This window comes from Pseudomonas sp. GD03862 (assembly GCF_029840855.1).
GTDB lineage: Bacteria > Pseudomonadota > Gammaproteobacteria > Pseudomonadales > Pseudomonadaceae > Aquipseudomonas > Aquipseudomonas alloputida.
In genome coordinates, this window is sequence record NZ_JAOCDI010000004.1 from 136,737 (window position 1) to 162,551 (window position 25,815).

Here is a 25,815-nt window from a genome sequence, read left to right on the forward strand (position 1 = left end):
CAAGCCCGCGAATGCCGCGCAGCGGCCTCCATCGCCGGTTCACGGCTCCAGCCCGATCCCCCGCAAGATCACGCTGGTCACCGTCTGCACCGCACTCTCGAACGCCATGTCCGACAGCATCTCGCCGCCGTTTAGCAACTGCACCTGGTAGCCGAAGTCGGCGTAGTGCTGGGTCGAGGCCCAGATCATGTACAGCAGCGCCGACGGCTCCACCGGCAGGATGCGCCCCTCTTCCACCCAACAGCGGATCTTGGCTTCTTTCATCTTCGCCCAGGGCACCAGGCTTTCGTCGAGGTTAACCCCCAGCACCGGCGCCCCGTGCAGCATCTCTTCGGCCCAGATTTTCGAGCCCAGCGGCCGCGAGCGCGAATGGCCCATCTTCGCCCGGATGTAGCTGGTCAGCACCACACGCGGATCGTCGAAGTTTTCGAAGCACAGGGCGTCCTGCTTCCACACATCCAGCAGGTCCTGCAGCACCGCGCGAAACAGCTCGTCCTTGGTGCTGAAATAATAATGCAGGTTGGAGCGTGGCAGCTCAGCCTGCTCGGCGATATCGCCCATGGAGGTGGCGCCATAGCCCTTCTCGGCAAACACCTTTTCCGCCGCTTGCAGGATTTTTTCGATATTGCGTCGGCGGATTTCGATCTTGTGATTGGCCATCAGGCTTGCGCCGTCCACACCGCCAGCTCATAACCGTCCGGGTCGATGAAATGAAAGCGCCGCCCGCCGGGGAAGGCAAAGGTCGCCCGGCTGATTTTCGCCCCGGCAGCTTCGATCCGTTGCTGCGTGGCCTCCAGGTCGTCAGCGTACAGGATGACCAGCGGCCCGCCCGGGCGCACCGGCTCACCCGTGGTGAAGCCACCCGTCAACCGGCCATCGCTGAACTCGGTGTAGGTCGGCCCGTAGTCGGTGAACGCCCAGCCAAACACACTGCCATAGAAGGCCTTGCTCCGTGAGATGTCGCTGACATTGAACTCGATGTTGTCGATCTGCCGGTCAGTACCGCGAATGCCCATGTATGCTCCGTGCCGAAAGGGTTTGGCCTAGTCTACTCCGGTCAAGGCAGTCGCCCTACTCATTCGCTACCCACAACGCGCCCGGTCGCGCGCCGGGCACTGTGCGCGGTGCAGATTCAGCGCGGTGTTGATGATGCCTATCTGGCTGAAGGCCTGGGGGAAGTTGCCGAGCATGCGCTGGCCGGCCGGGTCGTACTGTTCGGCCAGCAGGCCGAGGTCGTTGCACAGGCTGGTCAGGTGTTGGTACAGCGCTTCGGCTTTGGCCTGGCGCCCCAGTAATACATAAACGTCAGCCAGCCAGAACGAACACACCAGGAAGGTGCCCTCTCCCGGCGTCAGGCCGTCGCTGCAGCTGTCACTGTCATAGCGCAGCAGCAGGCCGTTCTTCATCAGACGCTGTTCGATCTGTTCGAGGGTGCGCATGAAGCGTGGGTCATCCGCCGGCAGGAAGCCGGTCAGGGCGATCTGCAACAGGCTGGCGTCCATTTCGGTCGAACCATAGGCCTGGACGAAGAACCGGCCGCTGGGGTCCAGGCCGTGCTCGCACACGTCGCGGCGAATCTCGTCAGCCACCCGGCGATAATGCTGCCCGCGCTCGCTGCCTTCTTCCGTGGTGTCGGCCAGCCCTGCGGCGCGGTCGAAGGCGACCCAGGCCATCACCTTGGAGTGCACGAACTGCTGCCGGCCGCCACGCACTTCCCAGATGCCTTCGTCCGGCTCGCGCCAGATGCGTTCGACATAAGGCAATATCAAGCGCGAAATGGCGGCGCTGCGCGGGTGGCGGGGCAACCCGCCCTTGATCGCCTGGGTCATCGCATCGGCCAGTTCGCCATAGATGTCCAGTTGCCTCTGCGCCGAAGCGGCGTTGCCCACCCGCACCGGCTGCGAATGCTCATAACCGGCCAACCACGGCAAGGTGTACTCCTGCAGGTCGCGCTCGCCAGCCAGGCCATACATGATCTGCATCTGCTCGGGGTTGCCGGCCACCGAGCGCAGCAGCCACTCGCGCCAGGCCTGGGCCTCGTCGAAGTAGCCAAGGTTCATGAAGGCCAGCAGGGTCATGGTCGCGTCGCGCAGCCAGCAGAAGCGGTAGTCCCAGTTGCGCTCCCCGCCCACACGCTCGGGCAGCGACGTGGTGACGGCAGCGACAATACCGCCGGTGGGAGCGTAGGTCATGGCCTTGAGGGTGAGCAGCGAGCGGCGCACCAGGGCGGTATACGGCCCTACCTGCGGGCAGCGGTCGGCGAAGGCCTGCCATTGCTCGCAAGTGTTTGCCAGGGCTTGGTCGATGTTGCAGTCAGGCTGCACCGGCAAGTGCGAGGGCTGGTGACGCAGGCTGAAGACCTGGCGCTGGCCCGTGCTGACGCGAAAGCGGCAGCCGGTATGGTGGTCGCGGGCTTGCGGGGGCACGGTGCTGCACAGGATCAACCGGTCAGGGCCGGCGACGGCGCTGAGGGTCAGTGGGTCCAGTCGTTCCACCCAGGGCACGCTGCGGCCGTAGTCGAAGCGCATGACCAGGTCCATTTCGAAATGGGTTTCGCCAGACAAGCCTTCGACGATGCGCACCACTGAATTGACTTCGCCCAGGGGCATGAAGTCGAGCACCCGGGCACGACCGCTGGCGGTGACCCAAGTGGTTTCCAGCACCAGGGTGTCGCCCAGGTATTGGCGGCTGCTGTGCGTTACCGGGTCGCAAGGGGCCAGGCGCCAGCGGCCATTTTCTTCGTTGCCCAACAGGGCCGCGAACACGGCGGGGGCGTCGAAGCGTGGCAGGCACAGCCAGTCCAGCGCGCCATCGCGACTGACTAGCGCCGCACTGCGGCAGTTGCCCAGCAGGGCGTAGTCTTCGATTTGGGCAGGCATCGAGTCTCCTTTGTGTGGTTGCCTGTGCTTGCCCGCGAAAGGGCCAGCACAGGCTTGCAAACCTCTCACCCCAACCGATGCCACTCCCGCTTGTCGCGGGTCAGCAATTCATTGCCGGCCTCAGGCCCATCTTCGCCAGCCGAGTACTCATGCACTTCGCCGCCCTGGGCCCAGGCATCGAGAAACGGCTGCACCGCTCGCCAACCGTTTTCGATGTTGTCAGCCCGCTGGAACAGGGTCTGGTCACCGGTCAGGCAGTCATAGATCAGTGTCTCGTAGCCAGTGGCCGGGGTCATCTTGAAGAAGTCCTTGTAGGCAAAACCCAACTCGACATTCTCCATCACCAGCTCTGGCCCGGGCCGTTTGGCTTGCAGGTCGAACCACATGCCTTCATTGGGCTGGATCTGGATTTTGAGGTAGTTGGGTTTGGGCCGTTCCAGCTCCGACTCGCGAAACTGCGCATACGGTGCGGGCTTGAAGCAGATGGCAATCTCGGTGTCACGCACGCTCATGCGCTTGCCGGTGCGCAGGTAGAACGGCACGCCGGCCCAGCGCCAGTTGTCGATCATCACCTTCAGCGCCACGTAGGTCTCGGTCTGGCTATCCGGCGCGACGTTGGCCTCCTGCCGGTAGCCTGGCAACGGCTTGCGCCCCTGCTTGCCGGCGCTGTACTGGCCTCGTACGGAATTCTTCAGGGCCATTTTTGCCGACCATGGGCGAATAGCGCCGACCACCTTGGCCTTTTCACCGCGCACCGCATCGGCGCCGAACGCGGCCGGCGGCTCCATGGCCACCATCGCCAGCAACTGGAACAGGTGGTTGGGCACCATGTCGCGCAGGGCGCCGGTGCTGTCATAGAAGGCACCACGGGTCTCGACACCGACGGTTTCCGCTGCGGTGATCTGCACGTGGTCGATGTAGTGGTTGTTCCAGAACGATTCGAACAGGCCGTTGGAAAAGCGGCTGACCAGAATATTCTGCACCGTCTCTTTGCCCAGGTAATGGTCGATGCGGTAGATCTGCCGCTCGCCCATCACCTTCAGCAGGCAGGCGTTGAGCGCCTCGGCGCTGGCCAGGTCGGTGCCGAACGGTTTTTCAACCACCACCCGGCGAAAGCCGCCGGCAGACTCGTCCAGCAGGCCGGCCTGCCCCAGGCGCTGCGCCACCTCGGGGAAGAAGCGCGGCGACGTGGCAAGGTAGAAGATGGCGTTGCCATGGCGGGTCTTGTCGATGCGCCTGGCCAGGGCCTGGTAGGTGGCCGGATCGAGAAAGTCGCCCGTCTGGTAATCCAGGCGCTTGGCCAGGCGGGCCCATAGCTTCTCGTCCAGGCACTTGGCGCTGCCCTCGCCGCCTTTGTCACGCTCGACCATGAACGCGTGCAGGCGCGCGGCGAAATCCTCGGCGCTGGCCGGGTTATGGTCAACGCCGACGATGCGCAGGTTACGGTCCAGCAAACCGTCACGGCTGAGGTTGTACAGCGCGGGCATCAGCAGGCGCTTGACCAGGTCGCCATTGGCGCCGAACAGGAACAGGGTACAAGGGGGGGCGGCCGCAAGGGTCTGTTTAGTCATTCGCCTTTCTTCTCGACGTGGCCACCGAAGCCCAGGCGCATGGCCGAGAGAATCTTGTCACCGTAGGTGCCCTGTTGCTGGCGTGAACGGAAGCGCGCGAACAGTGCGCTGGACAACACCGGCACCGGCACCGCCTGCTCGACGGCGGCGTCGATGGTCCAGCGGCCTTCGCCACTGTCGGACACCGAGCCACTGAATTGCGACAGCTGAGGGTCGGCTACCAACGCATCGGCGGTGAGGTCGAGCAGCCACGAGGTCACCACGCTGCCGCGTCGCCACACTTCGGCAATTTCGGCTACGTTCAGGTCGAAGCGCTGGTCTTCGGGCAACTCGTTGCCGCCTTTGCTGCGCAGCAGGTCGAAGCCTTCGGCATAGGCCTGCATCAGGCCGTACTCGATGCCGTTATGCACCATTTTCACGTAGTGCCCGGCGCCCGGTGGGCCGGCATGGATGTAGCCGTGCTCGGCACGCTGGTGCTCGCCGCTGCGGCCATGGGTACGCGGGATGTCGCCCACGCCCGGCGCCAGCGCCTTGAACAGCGGTTCCAGGCGCTCGAACACGTCCTTTTCGCCGCCGATCATCATGCAGTAGCCGCGGTCCAGGCCCCACACGCCGCCGGAAGTCCCGACGTCCAGATAATGCAGGCCGCGCTTGGCCAGTTCTACCGCGCGGCGCATGTCGTCCTTGTAGAAGGTGTTGCCGCCGTCGATGATCGCATCGCCCGGTTCCAGCAATTCGGCCAGCTGGGCGATAGTCTGCTCGGTGGCGTCGCCAGCCGGCAGCATCACCCAGACCGCGCGCGGCGCTTTCAGCTTTTGCACCAGTGCACCGAGGTCATGCGCGCCCTGGGCGCCTTCGCCCTCCAGGCCGGTGATGGCTTCACGGTTGCGGTCGTGCACCACGGTGCGGTGACCGGCGCGCATCAGGCGCCTTGCGATATTGCCGCCCATACGGCCCAGCCCGATGATTCCCAGTTGCATGAGCCAATGCTCCCTTTTCGAAATGGATGACGACAGTCCAGCTTTTCAGATTAGTCCAGCATGCCGCCCGAGGGTTCAGCGACGAACGGCAAGACCACAATAAACAAAAAAGTTCCCAAGCCCGGTGAAAGAATTCAGAATGCGCCCCGCGTGAAGCGTCTACGCTTTGACTTGTCACCAGCCAAAACCGCGAGGTGTGCTCATGGGTACATTGATGCCAGCAACCCCACCCCAGACCCTCTATGTCTCCGTGCGCCGTGATGAGCTGCGTAAACTTAAAGACGAACGTGACCAGCTGCGTCAGCAGGTCGCCCAGTTGAACCTGCTGTTGGCGCAAGCGCGCACCGATGGCAAGGCCGTCAGCCTCTGATCTTGCCCATTCCCTGTGGGGGCTGAACCGCTCCCACTTCGCTTAATCGAGCAACCAACTTTTATCGCCATTTTCCAGGACGCCGCCATGACTGGTAGCATCGCCTACCCTAGCAAGCGGCTGTCCTTCATCCATCATCAGCGCCGAGCTGCTGGTGATCGCCGCCCCACAGCCGAGCCTGTCGCCAACCCTGGCGGCCGCTCTGCCGTTGACGAAGAACAGGCTGGAGCCGCTGCTGACGCTGGTGGGGCCGCACAATGGGCAATGGTGAGGGTGACCAAGCAGAACGATGGCAGGCATTGTCGCCACTCCTGAATCATGTAAAGCGCCAGGCACTCATGCCGGCAGCGCCAATCAGAATGTCCTCGACAGCCGCCAGTGCACCACCTGGCCATCGATCTTGGGGAAGGGTGTCTGGTGCATGAACACCTGTTCACCCACACTGCGCTCGACGCAGGTGTAATGACCGGGCCATGGGCAAGGGGTGCCAGAAGGCCAGCCAGGAGCGTCCTCGCGCCTGACGGTTTCCGGGTCGCGGAACTGTTTGCCCAGTCGTCGGTAATGCGCCCTTGCGATGAGCGCCTTTGGAAAAAAATGTGGGGCGCTCTCCAGAGCATCCCCTGGCACAGACCATAAAAACGCTACCATCGCCGCTTCGAATGCCCAGTAGCCCAGGTGGTCACCCCGTGCCCGGGCATGGCGCTCGTGCCAATAGCAGACGTGCGCCTTGGCATACCAGCGTTCGAGATAGCGCAAGAGCGCTTCATGCTGCGCTTGGCCACGCAGGTCGAGGCTCTCCAGCAAGGCGGCGTAGGTCTCGGGGTGAAGCAGCGAGGTCCCCGGGTATGCCTTGCCCAGCCGCAGGAACAGGCGATGCAGCAGCAGGTCGGGGCTGCGCTCGTCGTCCTGGTTCAGCCAGCCCAGCACCTGGCCGACACGATCGGGGTAACCGCACAGCACGGCCAACGACAGCAGCCACAAAGCAACCCGGTATTCGTCCGCCACCCAGGGGCGCAGTTGCTCGCAGGTTGTCGGGGACGCCGTAAAATGCCGGGTGAACTGGGCGAACGCGTAATCAACATAGGCCTCCACCAGTTCCATCGGCTCGCCACCCGAGTAGCGCTGGATGGCCAGCTCCAGTGCCATGTGCGCCCAGTCGCGACTAAGGCCACGGTAATGATGCTTGCGCTCGGCGGACTCGGCCAGCAATGCCTGGGTATCAGGGTCGGCAAACTCCTGCTCTTTTTCACGGGTCGAGGCGTGGCAATGCTGCTCGACCATCCACGGGTCGCGCTTGATGCTGTCGAACGGGTCCATAGGCCCTCCCGCACGCTATAAGCCTTTCACCAAGCGCCAAACCACGGAGCGCCCATTTTCGCTCGGCATCTCTACGCCTTGCATGAATGTCTGAGGCCCTACAGCCCATTCATCACACACCCACACTCCCGTGCGCGGGCAAATTTCACCCGACTTGGCAAGTGCATCCGAATACGGCGCACTTTGCAGGTGTTCAGGGAAGCTTTTGATCACTTGACGCTTGCGAGCATCGTCTACCAAATCCTTCGGGTAAAAAGGAAGGTCTCTGTAGGGTGCATCATCGACGCCCCACAGCACAGTGACCAATCCTGCCTCAAATGCCCAGTAGCCAAAGAAACCCGCATCGCTTCGTGCTTTGTGCCGATCATGCCAATAACAGTTGCGCATGCCTCGATACCACTGCTTCAGGTAACTACGCATTGACTGTTGCTGCTCATCCTTCTCAGTATTTAAAGCATTGAGCAATTCTTGATAAGGGCGCTCATGAATCAACGTGCTCCCAGGGATAGTCACCCCAACACGAGAAAACAGTTGTCGCAACAAGATGTCTTCACCGTCATCAGGATCTTTACTTAAATAGCCTACAATTTGCGTGATGCGCCCGGGCATATTCAACAGCACTGCCAAAGACAAAAGCCAAAGAGCAAACTGGTATGCGTCGGGCTCCCATAGTTTCAGAGAGAAGCTCGGATAGGCCTGTTTATGACGCTGAAACTGAGAAAACACGTGCTCAGCATAGGGCCGGAGGGTCTCTAATGGCTCGCCTCCTGAATACAACTCAATCAATAGCTCAAGTGATTGATAGCACCACCCCCAACTTAATCCCTCCACATTAACATAATCTGGCCAAGACTTAGCCAAAAACTCTTCAGCGCTCCGCTCAAAATATTTCTCCTTCAGATAAGACACATCATCCACATAAAACTTCTCTTGCAGGAGCGGCTCTCTTTTAACCCGATCAAAATGCACCTGACACCTCCTATCGAACAGTATCAACAATGGCTCTAGCATTACCGTCGAGCTTAGTCACACTCGATACGACCCCGTTTTCGTTTACAACTATTAGCCACCGCTCGTACCCCGCCTCTCGAATCGCATCTCCCTCCTTACGCCCCAACGCGCTTTGTAATCTGGGGCCAATCCACGCATCACTCATCTGCCTGGCACTCGGATACCCCTCACTCCCCTTCGTAACCGGCAAACTACCCGGCGAAAACACGCCCCCCGTTCGATACTTGGTCTCGGTAATAATGAACGGCGGTGGCGGATGGGCATTACGATAGACGCCATCCAGCCCACGCCCGGTGGGTTTCATTTCCAGGCTGCGAGGCCCACGCGCGGCGGACAACAGGTTTTCATGGCCCTTGCCGAGCATGTACTGATCACTAACCACCTCCCCATAAATACCCTTCTGCGCCCGGGTCGCCGTCGCGTGATCGAACACGTGCACATTGGCACCCTGCGCAGCGACTGTCGGCGACGTGGGCACGGGCGGGCCGAGCACATCTTCGGGGCGCTCAAGGTAACGCGGGCGCATGCCGATGCCAGAGGTCACCCGCCCACCACTCATGGCCATGGGCACCGGCTTTTGCGCATGCACCCCGGCTTGCGCAACCTGCGCGGGCAGGTCGCTGGCCTGCTCCAGCACCTTGGCCAGCCTGGCATCGAGCTGCATCAGCGCATGCGGGATTTCCCGCAAGGCATGCACCTGCACGGCGTAGAACTGCGCTTCCATGGCCTGCAACCGCACCAACAGGTGCGAGGCCGCCTGGTTGAACGGCCAGTTGCCCAGGTAGCTGCGAAGCTTTGCCGTTGCCGCGAAAACCTTGGTCAAAAACAGGTTCAGGTAGGCCAGCAAGTCCTTTTCATAGCTCGCGAACCTGACCTGGTGCAGCCAGAACTCCACGCTGCCGCGGGTGAACTTGCCGAGAAACGCAACCACTGTCTGCAGGATGACCTGACTTTCACGTATCAACAGCAAGCACAAACCACGCAAGAACGCTGCTGCTTCCTGCCCAACCAGTGCTCCTGCCACCGAGCCCACGGGCGTGCCCACAGCCCCCGCCACAGCACCGATGATCGGCGCGATCAAGGTCATCAGGCAGGCCACCAGCAACACCCACTCTTGCCATTCTGGCGGCTGCGGCGTTGCCTGGCTGCCGTCCGCCGCGTAGCGCTTGCCCAGGCGCAGGCACACCGCAGCCAGGTCGCGGGCACTGAGCACGATCACGACCCCAGGCACCAACGACAGCAGCATGTCGGCGTTGACCACGCTCAGTGGCCGCTCCTCGGCAAACTCGCCAAGCACCAGGTCACGCAGCCAGCCAAAGCCGTCGGCCACTTTTTCCACTGCTTCATCCAGCCAGTCAGCTGTCGAACTCATGGCTGGCCACCTGCCGAGGTGCAGCCGGCAAGCAATGCCTGCAAGGCAGTATCCAGCTCGGTTGCGGTCGTCAGCTGCAGCGGGCCTGGGCCAACTTCGTAGCGCACCTGGGCGCTGCAACCGGGGGTAACGCCAGCCAGGCGGGCATAGCCGTTCTGGTCGACCACACCCTGGCGCTGGGTGCCATCGGACAACGTTGCCACGTAGGCCGTGCCCGCAATCGGCGTACCGTCGGCATGCACCAGGCGAAACTCGATTTCGTCCTGCTCAGGTGCAGGCGGTACTCCGTAACGTGCAGGCGCCTTGACCTGGGCGATGGCGTGTAACAGCAGTGGTTCGGGGCAACCGATTTCGATGCGGCCATCGCTCAGCTTGATAAAGGCCCCGCCGCAGCTCAGGGTCAGCGACGTTCGGCTGTCGATATGCACGTGGCCGTGATGACTGGTGATCGACACATCCTCATCGGCGTCGACCCGCAGTTGCCCGCCGACCTGCACGCGCTTGTCCAGCGCGACCTGCTCGGTGGCCTCAAGGCCGACCATTACACTTAGCCCCCCGCCAACGGCCAGCGACTTGCCCAGGCCAATGCTTTCGACTTTGCCAAGGGCGACCGTTTCGCGCTTGCTGGCGCCAACCGTGACGCTGCGGTTGCCACCTATGTCCACCACTTCGTCATGCTCGACGCGTTCGCTACGGTCATTGCCAATGAGCGTGGTTTCGTTGTGTTTCACAACATTGTTCTGGTCGCGCTCGGCATGAATGAACACTTCCTGCCGCCCGAGCTCGTCTTCGAAGCGCAACTCGTTGAAGCCATCGCCTTTATGGGTCTGGCTCTTGATGGTCATGCGGGTCTTGTGATCCGGAAGGTCGTACGGCGGCAGCTGGTCACCGCAATAGGTGCGCCCGGTGATCATCGGCTGGTCGGGGTCGCCATTGACGTACTGGACAATCACATCCTGGCCGATACGCGGGATGGCCATCGAACCCCAGCTGCCACCGGCCCAGCCTTGCGACACCCGTACCCAGCAGGAACTGAACTCGTTGTTCTTGCTCTCCCGGTCCCACGGGAAGCTGACCTTGACCCGCCCCCATTCGTCGCAATAGATCTCCTCACCAGGCGGGCCGACCACGGTGGCCATGTGTGGACCATCGATGCGTGGCTTGGCCATGGGGGCGGGCCGCCACTCGGCCATGCCCTGCACCAGCAGCGCATCGTTCACGTAGCGAGTGCCTTGTTCAGCGCCAGCAGCTTCTTCCTGCAGGCTGGTGAGCTGGGTACCTTCGTGACTCAGGCTGATCACGCGCCAGTGAACATTGAGGTCTTCCCGCGGGTGGCCGATGAGGGTGAAGCTCAGACCTGTCTGCAGGCGCACGTCGTCGCCCTGCACTTTGGCCAGGCATGCGTCGTGGCGCAGCGCCGTCAGCCGTGTTTCAGTGAAGGGCTTGCCCACCGCATCGCGCTTGTAGCGCCCCGGGTAATCAAAGCGCTCGTAGTCCAGTGACTGGTGCGTGACGCCATTGGTCTGGGCCTTGTGCTCCTGCCGGTAGGCCGGGTTGGTGAAGGTGTAGTCGCGCTGCACTTGCCGCGCAGTACGTACCTGCTCGCAATAGCGCAAGCGCCGCAGGCAGGCGCGGGCCTGGTCGCCACCACTGCTGGCGTGGTACAGCACCTTGTCGGGGCCGACATCATCCTCATCCAGCCAAAGCGCCTCGTCGTCCTCTGCCTTGAGCGCGCCCCGGCTGAGCAGCCCAAACGACAGCAAGCGGTCGGTAACGATCAGCGTGTGCTGCCGGGCGCAGTGTTCGAAGCGGTAGACGAACCCCTCTTCAGCGGCAAGGCGATGGATGAAGTCGAGGTCGGTTTCACCCGCCTGGACACAAAACTCCCGCACCTGGTGCTGCGCGCTGCTTTTCAGCTCAAAGCGGGTGATGCCCTGACGCTTGAACATGAGTTCAAGAATCTGCGGCACGGTTTTGTGCTGAAAGATCCGCCAGTTCGAACGCAACCGCGCGCGGGCCAGCTGCGGCTCGACCACGGCGTGGTAGCGCGTGCGACAAAAGCCGGTTTCGCCCTGGCTGAAGGCACTGACCAAGCCATGCACATGACGCAGTGGCCGGTCTGCGCAATAAAGGGTGAATAGCGCAGGCTTGTCGAGGACGTGGCCGAAGTCGATATCACTTTCGTAGCTGACAAGTTCCAGGTTCAGCACAAATGGCTGGTTGAGGGCTTCATTTAGCTTGAATGAAACCACTTCGAATTCCGTGCGTCCGGCGAGCGCCTGAAAACTGAAGCGAAAGTCAGACTGTTTCATGAGTTGCTCTACCCGCCATCATGTTTACCGGCGAAAAACAACCACACCCTGGCTTTCTTCAAGATGAGAATGTCGAACGAAATTGGCCTGCCACCAAGGTCCAAGCCCGCTAAATGCTTGGCATTGCGGGCTTCACCCCATGATGGCGATCAGGATGAGGCAGTGGATTGAGGAGCAACCTAAACCGTATCACCACGATAAGACAGGAACGGTGGGTTTAATATAAATAGAGATTCCGCAGGCAATTTCCTACAGCATGAACTTACAACTTTTTATCATGCGGTCCGTTTCCCTAACTGCCGACCCTGTAACTCAGATAATTACTCGAGCCAAACTTCTTGAACCGCTTGGATACTCGCCCCTGTGCAGGGCGTCGCACCGATATAGGACTGGGCACATCTGGACATGCACCCGCAGCCCCATTTGGCGGTACAAGCACGCACCAAAATAGTGCGCAACCGTCATGAATGGGGCATGCCGTTCGCCCCTCACTCTCTTCGCCAGCCATGCGTTCACATCCGCTTCCCATACGCCAACGTTTGCGTCTATTCCGCGGCATCTCAATGGTGACCAGTGGGTCACCTTTTTATCTATTTCTCTCCTACACTCAGGTTTCGGCCCGCCATTTGCTCAGTGGAAGAGTGACGAAAAAAGTCGAACTTTACGGAAAGCGGGCAGGTCAGGAACTAAGTAGGCCAAACGCAAAGGGACTTCCCAGCCACGGCCACCAACCCAACAGCCCAATCGCTTTCGGCCGGAACGCCGATCGCGCCGTGCGTGCGCGCACGACACTGGGGCATGGAACGCACTACGCAGCATTCAGCAAGCAGAGAGAACCAGCACGAAACATCGCCACGGGTGCCAGCACCCGACCAAGCATAGGGACGGAGAGAAGTATGATCAGTGCCGCTGTCGAGCCTCACGTAGACGCTTTCAAACCGGATAACCGCGAGCCGCTCACCCCGGATTTCGCCACGACAGGCAAGGCACCCGGCGCCCAGCGCCAGCAAAACCCGAACATGCGCAAGATTCTGTTCGTGACCTCGGAAATCGCTGATCTGGTGAAAACCGGCGGCCTGGGTGACGTGTCCGCTGCCCTGCCCCGTGCCCTGGCGCACCTGCACGATGTGCGGGTACTTATCCCCGGCTACCGCCAGGTGATGGAAAGCGACAACCCTATACATATCGTGGGTGAACTGGGTGGTCACGCGGCCCTGCCGCCCTGCAAGATCGGGCGCATGGACATGGCCGACGGCCTGGTCATCTATGTGTTGATCTGCCCCGAACTGTACCAGCGCGACGGCACACCCTATGGTGCCAACAATGGCCGCGACTGGCCCGACAACCACATCCGCTTCGCCCGCCTGGGCCTGGCTGCCGCCGAAATCGCTGCGGGCGAAGGCAAGATCCACTGGACGCCGGAAGTGGTGCACGCGCATGACTGGCCCGCCGGCCTGGCCCCGGCCTACATGCACTGGCGCGGCCTGAATACGCCCACACTGTTCACCATCCACAACCTGGCGTACCAAGGTGTGTACAGCCGCGGCTGCAGCCCGGAGCTGGCAATACCCGAACATGCCATGCAGCAAGAAGGCATGGAGTTCTACGGCAAGCTGTCGTTCCTCAAGGCCGGCCTGGCCTACTCCAGCCACATCACCACAGTCAGCGCCACCTATGCCCGGGAAATCACCACCCCGGAATTTGGCTGCGGCCTGGACGGTTTCCTCGCCAGCAAGGCCCAGCAAGGCCTGCTCGGTGGCATCCCCAACGGCATCGACGAAAGCTGGGACTCGGCTACCGACAAGCACCTGCAGCACAACTTCAGCATCAATGACTGGGAGGGCAAAGCACGTAACACCCGGGAGGTGCGCGAGCTGTTCGGCCTGGACGATTCCGAAGGCCCGCTGTTCGCCGTGGTGTCGCGGCTGGTCTATCAAAAGGGCCTGGACCTGACCCTGGGCGTGGCCGACTACATCGTCGAGCAAGGCGGGCAGATCGCGATCATCGGCCGCGGCGAGCCGGAAGAGGAACAGGCCATGCGCGAGCTGGCGCTGCGCCACCCGGGCCGCATCGGTGTGCGTATCGGCTTCAATGAAACCGATGCCCGGCGCATGTTCGCCGGCAGCGATTTCCTGCTGATGCCGTCCCGCTACGAGCCGTGCGGCCTCAGCCAGATGTACGCGCAACGCTTCGGCTCGCTGCCGGTAGCACGCAATACCGGTGGCCTGGCCGACACTATCGAGTGCGGCGTAACGGGCTTCCTGTTCAACGAGTCCACCGTCGAGAGCTACCGCGAGGCACTCAGCCGCGCCTTCTATGTTTACGGCAAGAAGGACCTGCTGAACGCCATGCGCTGCCTGTCGATGACCCAGCCGTTCAACTGGTGCCAGGCGGTTGAACCCTATGCTCGCCTGTACGAGGACCTAGTCAAGCAGACACAACTGAGCCACTACTGAGCGGGGGTCAGAAGATGCACAGACATGGCGCACACTTGCTGGACGCCACGTCGGCGCGCTTCGCCCTCTGGGCGCCGGATGCGCGCAGCGTGAGCGTGGAACTGGAGCGGCAGCCGGCCATCGAACTGCTGCCGGATGATGAGGGTTGGTACAGCGGCGTGGCGCCATGCCAGGCCGGTGACCGTTACCACTACCGTATCGACGGTGAGCTGCAGGTGGCCGACCCGGCCTCGCGCTACCAGCCCGACGGCGTACACGGGCCAAGCCAGGTCGTGGATGTGGCCGGTTATGCCTGGCAACACCCGTGGCTGGGCCGGCCTTGGCATGAGGCCGTGATCCAGGAGGTGCATGTCGGCCTGCTCGGGGGTTACGCCGGGGTTGCCCGGCAACTGCCGCGCCTGGCCGAACTGGGCATCAGCGCGATCGAATTGATGCCGCTGGGGCAGTTCCCCGGCGAACGCAACTGGGGCTACGACGGCGTACTCCCTTACGCCCCACAGAACACCTACGGCAGCCCCGAGCAGCTGTGCGCACTGGTGGACCAGGCCCACGGCCACGGGCTGATGGTGCTGGTCGATGTGGTGTACAACCACTTCGGACCCGACGGCAATTACCTGCACCAGTACGCCAGCCCCTTCTTCCGTGAAGACCGGCAGACACCCTGGGGCGCGGCCATCGACTTTCGCCGCCCGCAGGTGCGCGAGTACTTTATCCAGAACGCCCTGATGTGGCTGTGCGACTACCGCTTCGACGGCCTGCGCCTGGATGCGGTGCATGCCATCGACCAGCCCGACTTCCTGATCGAGCTGGCCCAACGGGTGCGCGCCGCCGTAGAACCGGGCCGGCACGTGTGGCTGGTGCTGGAGAACGAGCACAACCAGGCGGGCCTGCTGGAACAGGGTTACGACGCCCAGTGGAACGATGACGGCCACAATGCCCTGCACGTGCTGCTGACCGGTGAAACCGAAGGTTACTATGCCGACTTCCAGCATCGCCCCATCGACCAACTGGCACGGTGCCTTGGCGAAGGTTTCGTGTTCCAGGGCCAGGCCAACCGGCATGGCAAACCACGCGGCGAACCCAGCGGGCATTTGCCGCCCAGCGCCTTCGTGTTGTTCCTGCAGAACCACGACCAGATCGGCAACCGCGCGCTGGGTGAGCGCCTGACCCGCCTATGCCCCGCACCAGCCCTGCGTGCAGCCACCGGCCTGTTGCTGCTGGCCCCCATGGTTCCGCTGCTTTTCATGGGCGACGAAGCCGGCAGTTGCCAGCCGTTCCTGTTTTTTACCGACTTCCATGACGCGCTGGCCGACGCGGTACGCGAAGGCCGTCGTGGCGAATTCGCCCACTTCGCCGCGTTCGCCGACCCCAAGCAGCGTGAGCACATTCCCGACCCCAACGCCGAACAGACATTCGCCTCTTCACGCCCGCAGAACAAGGCGGTGATCGCCGGCTGGCACGGCCTTTACCAGCAACTGCTCGACCTGCGCCGCCGCCACATCATCCCGCACTTGCCCGGCAGCCGTGCGCTGGGCGCCGAGGTGCACGCTGACAAAGCGCTGACCGCGCGCTGGCAGCTGGGCAACGGCAACACTCTGCGCATCGACCTGAACCTGGCCGACACCACGCAGGCGGTCGAACTGCCCGCGCCATCCACACGGCTGTTCGACAGCAGCGACACCCGCCACCCGGATACCCACCTGGCTGCCTACAGCTGTGTGGTCAGCCTGCTTCCCCCTGCCCAGGAGCACCCATGAGCGAAACCGCCCTGCACCGTCTGGCATCCAGCGTCGGGCTGAGCCGCGACTGGATCGACGCCAATGCCAGGCCCCAGCGTGTCAGCGACGACGTGCTGCGCAACATCCTCGAAGGCCTTGGCCACCCGGCCGGCGATGATGCGGCCGTTGCCGCCAGCCTGCGTGCGGTGGAAACCGCCGAAGACAGCGAACACCTGCCGCCCTTGCTGACCGCCGACGTAGGCCAGCCGCTGGCGCTGTCGCGCTACTTCAGTGCCGCCAGCGTGGCCCACTGCACCCTGGAAGATCACACCTCTGTCACCCTCAGCCTCGATGACCAGGCGCGCCTGCCCGGCGAGCTGCCCATCGGCTATCACCAGGTGGAAATCGACAGCCGCCGCTTCACCGTGGCAGTGGCGCCAACACGCTGCCACAGCCTGGAAGACAAGGTGCAACAGCCGCCACCACGCTGCTGGGGCCTGGCAGTGCAGCTTTACAGCCTGCGCCGCCCCGGCGATGGTGGCTTCGGCGACTGCCTGGCGCTGGAGCAGTTGGCCCGCTCGGCCGCCGAGCGCGGCGCCGATGCCTTGGCTATCAGCCCGATTCACGCCCTGTCGGCCATCGACCAGGAACACTACAGCCCCTACTCACCCTCCAGTCGCCTGCTGCTCAACACCCTGTACACCAGCCCTGCGGCCCTGCTGGGTGAACGGGAGGTGCGCATGGCCATCGAAGCCTGCGGGCTGGAGCAACAACTCGAAGAGCTGGAGCAACGCCCTCTGGTCGACTGGCCACGCGCCGCCAGCGCCCGGCTGCGCTTGCTTGAAGCGCTTTACCAAGGCTTCAGCCACGGCGACCACCCGCTACGCACAGATTTTGACAGCTTCCGCGAAGCCGGCGGCCAGACCCTGGAGCACCACTGCCGCTTCGAGGTGCTGCAGGCCCAGGCAGTGGAGCACGGCCTCGGGGCCGACTGGCGCAACTGGCCCAAAGCCTGGCACGACCCCTACCACCCGGAAGTGGAGGCTTTAGCCAATGCCTACCCGGCCAAGGTCGAGTTCCACGCCTTCTGCCAGTGGTTGACCGAACGTGGCCTGCAACGCGCCCAGGAAGCGGCCCGCAGCAACGGCATGGCCGTGGGCCTGATCGCCGACCTGGCGGTGGGTGCCGACGGTGCCGGCAGCCAGGCCTGGAGCCGCCAGGACGAACTGCTGGCCGGCCTGAGCGTGGGTGCGCCGCCCGACATCCTCAACCACGTCGGGCAGGATTGGGGCATTTGCGCCTTCTCGCCCGAGGGCCTCAAGCGCAATGGCTATCGCGCCTTCATCGAGATGCTGCGGGCCAACCTCGCCCACGCTGGCGGCCTGCGCATCGACCATGTGATGGGCCTGCGCCGGCTATGGCTGATCCCCCAGGGGGCCAAACCCAGCGAAGGCGCCTACCTCGACTACCCGCTAGACGACCTGTTGCGCCTGCTGGCGCTGGAGTCGGTGCGTCACCAGGCGATCATCCTCGGCGAAGACCTGGGCACCGTGCCCGACAGCCTGCGCGAAAAGCTGGCCGAGAAAGCGGTGCTGGGCATGCGCGTGCTGCCGTTCGAGCAGACCCAGCCGGGCCAGTTCAAGCCCATTCTCGACTGGCCAGACAATGCCCTGGCCACAACCGGCACCCACGACCTGGCGCCACTGGCCGGCTGGCTGGCAAACCGCGACATCGACTGGAGACACCGCTTGCAACTGATTGATGCTGCTGCGGAATTGCACTGGCGACACGAGCGTCAGAAAGAACGCGAAGGCCTGCGCCGCATCCTGGAGGCCAACTACGGCGAACTGAAGGACAACGACGCGCTGATCGATGCGGCCATCCGCTTCGTTGGCCATACCCGTGCGCCGCTGGTACTGGTACCGCTGGAAGACCTGCTGGGCTGCGACGAGCAACCCAACCTGCCGGGCACCACCAATGGCCATCCCAACTGGCGGCGGCGCTTTGCCCGTCCGGTACGCGAACTGCTCGACGACGAGGATGCCGCACGGCGCCTGGAGCTGCTGGCCCAGGCCCGCGAGCAGGCGTGGGAGCGTGACCGATGAAGCCACTGACCGCGACCCTGCGCCTGCAATTCCACAGCGACTTCACCCTCGACCACGCTGTACCGCTGGTGCCGTATTTCGCCCAGCTGGGCATCAGCCACCTGTATGCCTCGCCCATCCTCAAGGCCCGCGCTGGCTCGCGCCATGGCTACGACGTGGTCGATCCTACCTGCGTCAACCCGGAGCTGGGCGGCGAGGCCGCGCTGGAGCGCCTGGTTGCCGCCCTGCGCCAGCATGGCATGGGGCTGATCCTCGACACGGTGTCCAACCACATGGCCGTGGGCGGTGCCGACAACCCCTGGTGGCAAAGCCTGCTGGCCTGGGGACGGCGCAGTCCGTATGCAGAGTTTTTCGACATCCAGTGGCACTCCAGTGACCCACTGCTGGCCGGGCAACTGCTGTTGCCGTTCCTCGGCAGCGACTACGGCGTTGCGCTCAGGAATGGCGAGATACCACTGCAGTTCGACAAACAGCAGGGGCTGCTGCAGGTAGCCCATTACGCGCATCGTTTCCCGATCTGCCCGGTCGATTACGGCTGGATTCTCGCGCTCAGCCCAGAGCCTGCGCTCAATTTGCTGGCCGAGCGCTTCACGGCATTGGGCGACTCGTCCACCCCGCTGGCCGATAGCCTGCCGCTCCAAGCCGAACTGGCCCGCCTGGTGCGCGAAGGTGCCGACCTCGAATCGGCCCTGGTGGCCTTCGACAGCCGCAGCGAGGCCGGTTTCAAGCGCCTGCACCTGCTGCTGGAGCGCCAGACCTACCGCCTGGCCAGCTGGCGTACTGCTGCCGACGACATCAACTGGCGGCGCTTCTTCGACATCAACGAATTGGGCGGCCTGCGCGTGGAGCGCGCCGTGGTGTTCGAAGCCACCCATGCCAAGCTGTTCGAACTGATCGAACGCGGCTTGGTGGACGGCCTGCGCATCGACCATATCGACGGCCTTGCCGACCCGCGTGGCTACTGCCGCAAACTGCGCCGGCGGGTTGATGGCCTGCTGGCGCGGCGGCCGCTGAATGCAGGGCTGGAGCACTTCCCCCTGTACGTGGAAAAGATCCTGGGTGCCGACGAGCATCTGCACCGCGACTGGCTTACCGACGGCACCACCGGCTACGAGTTCATGAACCAGGTGTCGCTGCTGCAGCATGATCCGGCCGGCGAAGCGCCGCTGAGCGAACTGTGGAGCAACGTCAGCGAGCGCCCGGACTTCCCTGAAGAAGTGCGCCAGGCCCGTCACCTGGTGCTCAACGCCAGCCTGGCCGGTGACTGCGAGTCGGTGGCCCAGGCACTGTTGCAGGTCGCGCGCAACGACCTGATGACCCGTGACCTGACCCTGGGCGCGATTCGCCGGGCCTTGCAGGCGTTGGTGGCGCATTACCCGGTTTACCGAACCTACTTCAATGCCTGCGGGCGCCCGGCGCAGGACGAAACGTTCTTCCAGCAGGCCCTGACCAATGCCCGGCAAGACCTTGCCGAAGCTGACTGGCCGCTACTGGACCAACTTGAACGGTGGCTGGGCGGGCAAGCCTGGCGGCATCTGCCACCGGGGCGCGCCCGCAAGCAACTGCGCCACGCCTGCGTGCGCTTCCAGCAACTGACTGCGCCCAGCGCCGCCAAAGCCGTGGAAGACACCGCCTTCTACCGCAGCGCGCGGCTGCTGTCGCGTAACGACGTGGGTTTCGAGGCCGAGCGCTTCAGCGCACCCCCCATGCATTTCCACAACGAGGCCCAGCGGCGCCTGCGCGATTTCCCCGACAACCTGCTGACCACCGCCACCCACGACCACAAGCGCGGCGAAGACACGCGTGCACGCCTGGCCGTACTCAGCGAGCGCGGCACGTGGCTGGCCAGCCGGGTAGAGCACTGGCGTGAGCTGGCCGCCCCCCTGCGCGCGCAGTTGGACGACGGGCTGGCACCCAGCCCCGGCGACGAGTTGATGCTGCTACAAACCCTGCTCGGCAGTTGGCCCTTGGACCTCGACCTGAACGACGACAATGCCCTGCGTCAATACGCCGAGCGTGTTCGCCAGTGGCAGCAGAAGGCCCTGCGCGAGGCCAAGCTGCGCAGTAGCTGGAGCGCACCGAACGAGGCCTACGAAGGCGCCTGCGCTCATTACCTCGACGGCCTGCTGCTGGACAGCGAGAACCAGCAACTGCGCAAGTCGCTGGCCGACGCGGCGCAGCTGCTGGCCTGCCCCGGCGCTCTCAATGGCCTGGTCCAGGCCCTGTTGCGCATGACCACACCCGGTGTGCCCGACCTGTACCAGGGTAACGAATACTGGGACTTCAGCCTGGTCGACCCGGACAACCGCCGCGCCGTGGACTACGCTTCGAGGCGTCGCACGCTGGACGACGCCACGCCGGCAGCCGAGCTGCTGGCGCACTGGCGCGACGGCCGCGTCAAACAGGCCTTGATCGCCCGGGTGCTGGACTGCCGCCAGGCCCATGCCGAGCTGTTCCGCCGCGGTGCCTACCTGCCACTGACCGTACAGGGCCGGCACGCTGACAAGGTCATTGCCTTTGCTCGCCTGGGGGAAGGCGAGCACGCCATCGTCGTCGCACCGCGCCTGGCCAGCAGCCTGCTCGGAGGTGCCGCTACACCGTTGATCCCGGCGCAGAACTGGGACGACACCCGGCTGGTATTGCCGTTTGCCTTGTCACCTGCCAACTCGACGGGACTTTTCGCCTGTGCGGCGGTCAGCTCTTCAAAGGAGTTGCCGTTGAGCGCCGTGCTGGCGGAATTTCCGGTCAACGTGTTGATACAACAATCTTGAGCATCAGGAGCGTCATGATGAGTGTCGATGAAAAGCGTATTCGCGAATTTGCCTACCAGATCTGGGAATCCGAAGGTAAGCCCGTAGGGGAAGAAGAACGCCACTGGGAAATGGCCCGCAAGCTGGCCGAGGCCGAAGCGCTGGCGCCCAAGGCAGCCCCGCGCAAGAAAGCAGCGGCCAAGCCTAAGGCGCCTGCCGAACCCAAGGCGGCTGCCCTGCCGGGGGTTAAACCAGCTGCGGTGAAAAAGCCTCGGGCGGTGAAAAAGCCTACTGCCAGTTAAACCTGTCCTGGCCTCTTCTCGGGTAAACCCGCTCCTACAGGCACCTGTGATGACCTGTAGGAGCGGGTTTACCCGCGAAGAGGCCATGCCGGACAGCCCAAATCCCCCTCCATCACGGCCACTCGAGGATCGTCATGAGCCCCCGCACCCCAAAGAAAACCCGCTCGGTCGCACCATCGCGCATCCGCGAAGGCATGCCCTTCCCCCTCGGCGCCACCTGGGATGGCCTTGGGGTCAACTTCGCTCTCTTCTCGGCCAACGCCACCAAGGTCGAGCTGTGCCTGTTCGACTCCACCGGCGAGCAGGAAATCGAGCGCATAGAGCTGCCCGAATACACCGATGAGATCTACCATGGCTACCTCCCCGACGCTCACCCCGGCCTGGTCTATGGCTACCGGGTGTATGGCCCCTACGAGCCGGAAAACGGCCACCGCTTCAACCCCAACAAACTGCTGATCGACCCGTATGCCAAGCAACTGGTCGGCAGCCTGAAATGGTCCGAGGCACTGTTCGGCTACACCATCGGCCACCCCGATGGTGACCTGTCGTTCGACGAGCGCGACAGCGCGCCTTTCGTGCCCAAATGCAAGGTCATCGACCCGGCGTTCACCTGGGGCCGCGACCAGCGCGTGCAGATTCCATGGGAGCGCACGATCATCTATGAAGCGCATGCCCGCGGCATCAGCATGCGCCACCCGGCAGTGCCTGAAGAACTGCGCGGCACCTTCGCCGGCCTGGCCAACGACGAGTTGCTCAAACACATCAAGGACCTTGGCGTGTCGAGCATCGAGCTGCTGCCGATTCACGCCTTCGTCAACGACCAGCACCTGCTGGACAAGGGCCTGAACAACTACTGGGGCTACAACAGCATCGCCTTTTTCGCCCCGCACCCGCGCTACCTGGCCAGCGGCAAGATCGCCGAGTTCAAGGAGATGGTCGCGCACCTGCACGACGCCGGGCTTGAGGTGATCCTGGACGTGGTCTACAACCACACCGCCGAAGGCAACGAGCGCGGCCCGACCCTGTCGATGCGCGGCATCGACAACGCCTCGTACTACCGCCTGATGCCGGACGACAAGCGCTACTACATCAACGACTCCGGCACCGGCAACACCCTGGACCTGAGCCACCCCTGCGTGCTGCAGTTGGTCACCGACTCGCTTCGCTACTGGGCCGGCGAAATGCACGTGGACGGCTTTCGCTTCGACCTGGCGACCATCCTTGGCCGTTACCACGATGGCTACAGCGAGCGTCATGGCTTCCTGGTCGCCTGCCGCCAGGACCCGATGCTGAGCCAGGTCAAGCTGATTGCCGAACCGTGGGATTGCGGCCCCGGCGGCTACCAGGTGGGCAACTTCGCCCCGGGCTGGGCGGAATGGAACGACCGCTTCCGCGATACCGCACGCGCCTTCTGGAAAGGCGACGAAGGCCAGCTGGCCGATTTTGCCGCGCGCTTGACCGCCTCGGGCGACATGTTCAACAACCGCGGGCGCAGGCCCTATTCCTCGGTCAACTTCATCACCGCCCACGACGGTTTCACCCTGCGCGACCTGGTGTCCTACAACCACAAGCACAATGAAGACAACGACGAAAACAACCAGGACGGCACCGACAACAACCTGTCGTGGAACTGCGGCGTCGAAGGGCCGACCGACGACCCGGCGATCAATGCCCTGCGCATGCGCCAGATGCGCAACTACTTCGCCACCTTGCTGCTGGCCCAGGGCACGCCAATGATCGTTGCCGGCGACGAGTTCAGCCGCACCCAGCACGGCAACAACAACGCTTACTGCCAGGACAGCGAGATCGGCTGGGTGAACTGGGACCTGGACGAGGAAGGCCAAGAGCTGCTGGCCTTCGTCAAGCGCCTGACGCGCCTGCGCCTGGCCTACCCGGTGCTGCGCCGCTCGCGCTTTCTGGTGGGTGACTACAATGAGGCAATTGGGGTCAAGGACGTGACCTGGCTGGCACCCGATGGCAGCGAGATGAGCGTTGAGCAATGGGAAGACCCACACGGGCGTTGCCTGGGCATGCTGATAGATGGCCGCGCGCAGGTCAGCGGTATCGCCCGGCCAGGTGCCGAGGCCACCGTGTTGCTGATCGTCAATGCCCACCATGACATCGTGCCGTTCAAGCTACCGGCCGTGCCCGAAGGCGATTACTGGAGCTGCCTGGTCGATACCGACCGGCCGGAGTTGCGCAAGGGGCAGCACCTGCAGTTCGACAGTACCTTCGAGGTGAAGGGTCGGTCGATGCTGCTGATGGTGTTGCAGTACGACGAAGAGTGAACGGTGATAGCCCAGGCAGGTCCTACGTTGTGATCGCCACGCCAAACCCGGTGGGAACGGTGTACCAGCCCCCACAGGGTTTGGCGGCGACAGTGAGGCAGGGTTAACTTCAGGAGGAATCGTGAGCCTCGAAGCCGGCAGTAATGGTTTCGCCAGCGTCAGCCAGGCCCCGGCCGTGAAACGCCTGCGGGTACTGACGGTGAATACCCACAAGGGCTTCACCGCCTTCAACCGGCGCTTTATCTTGCCGGAGCTGCGCGAGGCCGTGCGCAGCACACAGGCCGACATTGTCTTCCTTCAGGAAGTGCTCGGCAGCCACGACCGCCACGCCGCGCGCCACCCCGGCTGGCCACAGACCTCGCAGTACGAATTCCTCGCCGACAGCATGTGGAGCGACTTTGCCTATGGCCGCAACGCGGTCTACCCTGACGGCCACCACGGCAATGCGTTGCTGTCCAAATACCCGATCATCGAGCACCGCAACCTGGACGTGTCGATCACCGGCCCCGAACGCCGCGGCCTGTTGCACTGTGTGCTGGAGGTGCCGGGGCAAGGCCAGGTGCATGCGGTCTGCGTGCACCTGTCGTTGCTGGAAAGCCACCGGCAAAAGCAGCTGCAGTTGCTGCGTAAACTGCTGGACGCCCTGCCGGCCAACGCCCCGGTGATCATCGCCGGCGACTTCAACGACTGGAAAAGCCATGGCAACCGCACCCTTGGCCTGCAACGCGACCTGCACGAAGCCTTCGAGCGCCACCACGGCCACCTCGCCCGCACCTACCCGGCCCGCCTCCCGCTGCTGCGCCTGGACCGCATTTACCTGCGTAACGCCGAAAGCCATGGGCCGCGGATTCTGGGGCACAAACCTTGGTCGCACCTGTCAGATCACCTGCCGCTGGCCGTTGAAGTGCGACTTTAGCAATCATTCTTCATAGCCACGGCACGGCAAATAGCGATCCCCGCTATACCCTGCTGTTTTTATCGATAAAACAACAGGTTGAGCGTTACGACGCACCCTGAACACTTCCTTCACGCTTTCTTGACGCAAGCCGCGACCTCTCCTTAGCTGAACAGTACCAAGCTGTAAAAAACTTGCGCCGGGCCTCTAGCTCGCGCCTTCGTGCGCGTTTGCGATAACTGGCGTGCTGGTTTGGGTCGCCCACTGTTTTTGCCGTACAGCTCGTGACAACAGGCCAGGTTCTCGGGCTGCACCACAAAAACAAAGGAGATCCGCCATGAAAAGCACCTCGAACCCCTTGCGCTTCGACAGCATTTTCTACGCGGTTTCCACGTCGCTGCTTCTGGCAACCCCGGTGGAAACGATCGCGTACGAACTGCAGGGTGACCCCACCTCCCCCGGCTATCTGCAGCAACCCGTGGCGGCGCAACTGTCGCTCGACCCGCTCAGTGCCAGTGGGTTGAGTCTCGGCACCCTCAATGCGTTTTCGCAGCAGATGAGCGAACGCCACCAGCAGCCGGCACCCGACCTGATTGCCAGTCAGTGGGCGCAGTTCTTCCCCACCAGTGCGCGCGGCCGCGCACTGCCCCCAGCACAGCTGGAGGCGCCCAGCCAGCAACTGATGATCGGCCCGGACCTGTTCGTGCGTGAAACTGCAGCGGGCGATGTGCACCGCGCAGGGATTTTCGTGGGGCACAACAACCTGCAAAGCAGCTTCAGAGGCGCGCGCCCTCTGCTGGGCGACAAGCAGCGCAAAGCGGTGAACTTGAGCGGGGAAAGCCTGGGGGTGTACTGGAGCATGACCCATGAACAGGGTTGGCACCTGGATGCCGTGGCCATGGGCTCGCGGATCGACGTGATGGGCCGTGGCGAAAACGGCCAGCGCCTGGACGACAGTGGCCACGCAATGACCTTCTCGGTAGAGGGCGGTTACCCGATCCGCCTGGGGGGCAACTGGGTCATCGAGCCCCAGGCACAGTTGATCAACCAGCAGTTCTTCCCTGGCAACCAGGTGCAGGAAGAGACCTTGCAAGCCTTCGACAGCCAGCCGAGCTGGAGCGGCCGGGTCGGTGCCAAGTTGTCCGGGCGCTACGAAGTGCGCGGCATGCCCATCGAACCCTATGTGCGGACCAACGTGTGGTATGACTTCAGCAATGCCGATGAACTGAAACTGGACGAGGTCGACAAGATCTCCAGTTCGCGCTACTCCACCACGGTGGAGTTAGGCTTGGGGCTGGTGGCGCGGGTGACGCCTTCGGTGGCGTTGTTCGTCAGCGCCGATTACAGCAGTGATGTGGACGACAATGACCTGAACGGGTTGATTGGCAGCCTTGGGGTGCGGATGCGGTGGTAGGCAGGGCCGGCCTATTCGCGGGTAAACCCGCTCCTACACACTGATCGGGGCCACACGCATCGGTGGCTCGGCACA

The 25,815-nt window shown here is 63.3% G+C and carries 19 protein-coding genes; 9 read left to right on the forward strand and 10 right to left on the reverse strand.

What is annotated here, in order from left to right; genetic code table 11:
• Positions 1 to 39: 39 nt before the first annotated feature.
• From N5D53_RS04470 to gnd, 5 genes are all read right to left on the reverse strand, one after another.
• Positions 40 to 660 (reverse strand): TetR/AcrR family transcriptional regulator, encoded by a 621-nt coding sequence (locus N5D53_RS04470; protein WP_028697673.1) that lies wholly within the window; start codon positions 658 to 660, stop codon positions 40 to 42.
• A complete protein-coding gene (locus tag N5D53_RS04475; RefSeq protein ID WP_003251273.1) occupies positions 660 to 1,016 on the reverse strand; it encodes a VOC family protein in 357 nt (118 codons plus the stop codon). Before N5D53_RS04475 ends, N5D53_RS04470 begins: the two co-directional genes overlap by 1 nt.
• A gap of 66 nt (positions 1,017 to 1,082) precedes the next feature.
• Positions 1,083 to 2,879 (reverse strand): glycoside hydrolase family 15 protein, encoded by a 1,797-nt coding sequence (locus N5D53_RS04480; RefSeq protein WP_190869550.1) that lies wholly within the window; start codon positions 2,877 to 2,879, stop codon positions 1,083 to 1,085.
• 65 nt (positions 2,880 to 2,944) lie between these two features.
• Complete coding sequence (zwf, locus tag N5D53_RS04485; protein WP_121161314.1) at positions 2,945 to 4,450, reverse strand: glucose-6-phosphate dehydrogenase; 1,506 nt, start codon at positions 4,448 to 4,450, stop codon at positions 2,945 to 2,947.
• Complete coding sequence (gene gnd / locus N5D53_RS04490) at positions 4,447 to 5,454, reverse strand: phosphogluconate dehydrogenase (NAD(+)-dependent, decarboxylating) (RefSeq protein ID WP_323055038.1); 1,008 nt, start codon at positions 5,452 to 5,454, stop codon at positions 4,447 to 4,449. Before gnd ends, zwf begins: the two co-directional genes overlap by 4 nt.
• A 178-nt stretch (positions 5,455 to 5,632) precedes the next feature.
• Between gnd and N5D53_RS04495 the strand changes: the two genes are divergently transcribed.
• A complete protein-coding gene (locus tag N5D53_RS04495; RefSeq protein WP_014860810.1) occupies positions 5,633 to 5,800 on the forward strand; it encodes a DUF6026 family protein in 168 nt (55 codons plus the stop codon).
• A 42-nt stretch (positions 5,801 to 5,842) separates the two neighbouring features.
• On the opposite strand, the gene N5D53_RS04500 is transcribed toward N5D53_RS04495, so the two are convergent.
• The 5 genes from N5D53_RS04500 to tssI are packed head-to-tail and all read right to left on the reverse strand — an operon-like array spanning position 5,843 to position 11,812.
• Positions 5,843 to 6,100, reverse strand: a complete 258-nt coding sequence (locus N5D53_RS04500; RefSeq protein ID WP_190869552.1) for a PAAR domain-containing protein — start codon at positions 6,098 to 6,100, stop codon at positions 5,843 to 5,845.
• 54 nt (positions 6,101 to 6,154) lie between these two features.
• Entirely contained in the window at positions 6,155 to 7,117 is a 963-nt protein-coding gene (locus N5D53_RS04505) for a PoNi-like cognate immunity protein (protein ID WP_190869553.1), read from the reverse strand.
• Between the two features lie 15 nt (positions 7,118 to 7,132).
• Complete coding sequence (locus N5D53_RS04510) at positions 7,133 to 8,086, reverse strand: PoNi-like cognate immunity protein (RefSeq protein WP_190869554.1); 954 nt, start codon at positions 8,084 to 8,086, stop codon at positions 7,133 to 7,135.
• Positions 8,087 to 8,096: 10 nt separating this feature from the next.
• Positions 8,097 to 9,500: a hypothetical protein gene (locus N5D53_RS04515; RefSeq protein WP_266023668.1), complete on the reverse strand. Its 1,404-nt coding sequence runs from the start codon at positions 9,498 to 9,500 to the stop codon at positions 8,097 to 8,099.
• The gene (tssI, locus tag N5D53_RS04520) at positions 9,497 to 11,812 is read right to left on the reverse strand and encodes a type VI secretion system tip protein TssI/VgrG (protein WP_190869556.1); all 2,316 of its coding nucleotides are present in this window, start codon (positions 11,810 to 11,812) and stop codon (positions 9,497 to 9,499) included. Before tssI ends, N5D53_RS04515 begins: the two co-directional genes overlap by 4 nt.
• 896 nt (positions 11,813 to 12,708) lie before the next feature.
• Here tssI and glgA point away from each other — a divergent pair.
• The 8 genes from glgA to N5D53_RS04560 all read left to right on the forward strand — a co-directional run bounded on the left by glgA (position 12,709) and on the right by N5D53_RS04560 (position 25,740).
• Positions 12,709 to 14,268 (forward strand): glycogen synthase GlgA, encoded by a 1,560-nt coding sequence (gene glgA, locus N5D53_RS04525; RefSeq protein WP_121161306.1) that lies wholly within the window; start codon positions 12,709 to 12,711, stop codon positions 14,266 to 14,268.
• A 14-nt stretch (positions 14,269 to 14,282) separates the two neighbouring features.
• Positions 14,283 to 16,025, forward strand: coding sequence for a malto-oligosyltrehalose trehalohydrolase (treZ, locus tag N5D53_RS04530; protein WP_190869557.1), 1,743 nt, complete (start codon positions 14,283 to 14,285; stop codon positions 16,023 to 16,025).
• Positions 16,022 to 18,091 (forward strand): 4-alpha-glucanotransferase, encoded by a 2,070-nt coding sequence (gene malQ / locus N5D53_RS04535; RefSeq protein ID WP_121161302.1) that lies wholly within the window; start codon positions 16,022 to 16,024, stop codon positions 18,089 to 18,091. Before treZ ends, malQ begins: the two co-directional genes overlap by 4 nt.
• A complete protein-coding gene (locus tag N5D53_RS04540; RefSeq protein WP_104961290.1) occupies positions 18,088 to 20,862 on the forward strand; it encodes a malto-oligosyltrehalose synthase in 2,775 nt (924 codons plus the stop codon). The genes malQ and N5D53_RS04540 overlap by 4 nt, the downstream gene beginning before the upstream one ends.
• A 14-nt stretch (positions 20,863 to 20,876) precedes the next feature.
• The gene (locus tag N5D53_RS04545; protein WP_121161300.1) at positions 20,877 to 21,143 is read left to right on the forward strand and encodes a DUF2934 domain-containing protein; all 267 of its coding nucleotides are present in this window, start codon (positions 20,877 to 20,879) and stop codon (positions 21,141 to 21,143) included.
• Positions 21,144 to 21,277: 134 nt separating this feature from the next.
• On the forward strand, positions 21,278 to 23,431 hold the full coding sequence (gene glgX / locus N5D53_RS04550) for a glycogen debranching protein GlgX (protein ID WP_104961288.1): 2,154 nt from the start codon (positions 21,278 to 21,280) through the stop codon (positions 23,429 to 23,431).
• A gap of 121 nt (positions 23,432 to 23,552) precedes the next feature.
• The gene (locus tag N5D53_RS04555) at positions 23,553 to 24,347 is read left to right on the forward strand and encodes an endonuclease/exonuclease/phosphatase family protein (RefSeq protein ID WP_104961287.1); all 795 of its coding nucleotides are present in this window, start codon (positions 23,553 to 23,555) and stop codon (positions 24,345 to 24,347) included.
• A 316-nt stretch (positions 24,348 to 24,663) separates the two neighbouring features.
• Positions 24,664 to 25,740 (forward strand): autotransporter outer membrane beta-barrel domain-containing protein, encoded by a 1,077-nt coding sequence (locus tag N5D53_RS04560; RefSeq protein ID WP_104961286.1) that lies wholly within the window; start codon positions 24,664 to 24,666, stop codon positions 25,738 to 25,740.
• Positions 25,741 to 25,815 lie beyond the last annotated feature (75 nt).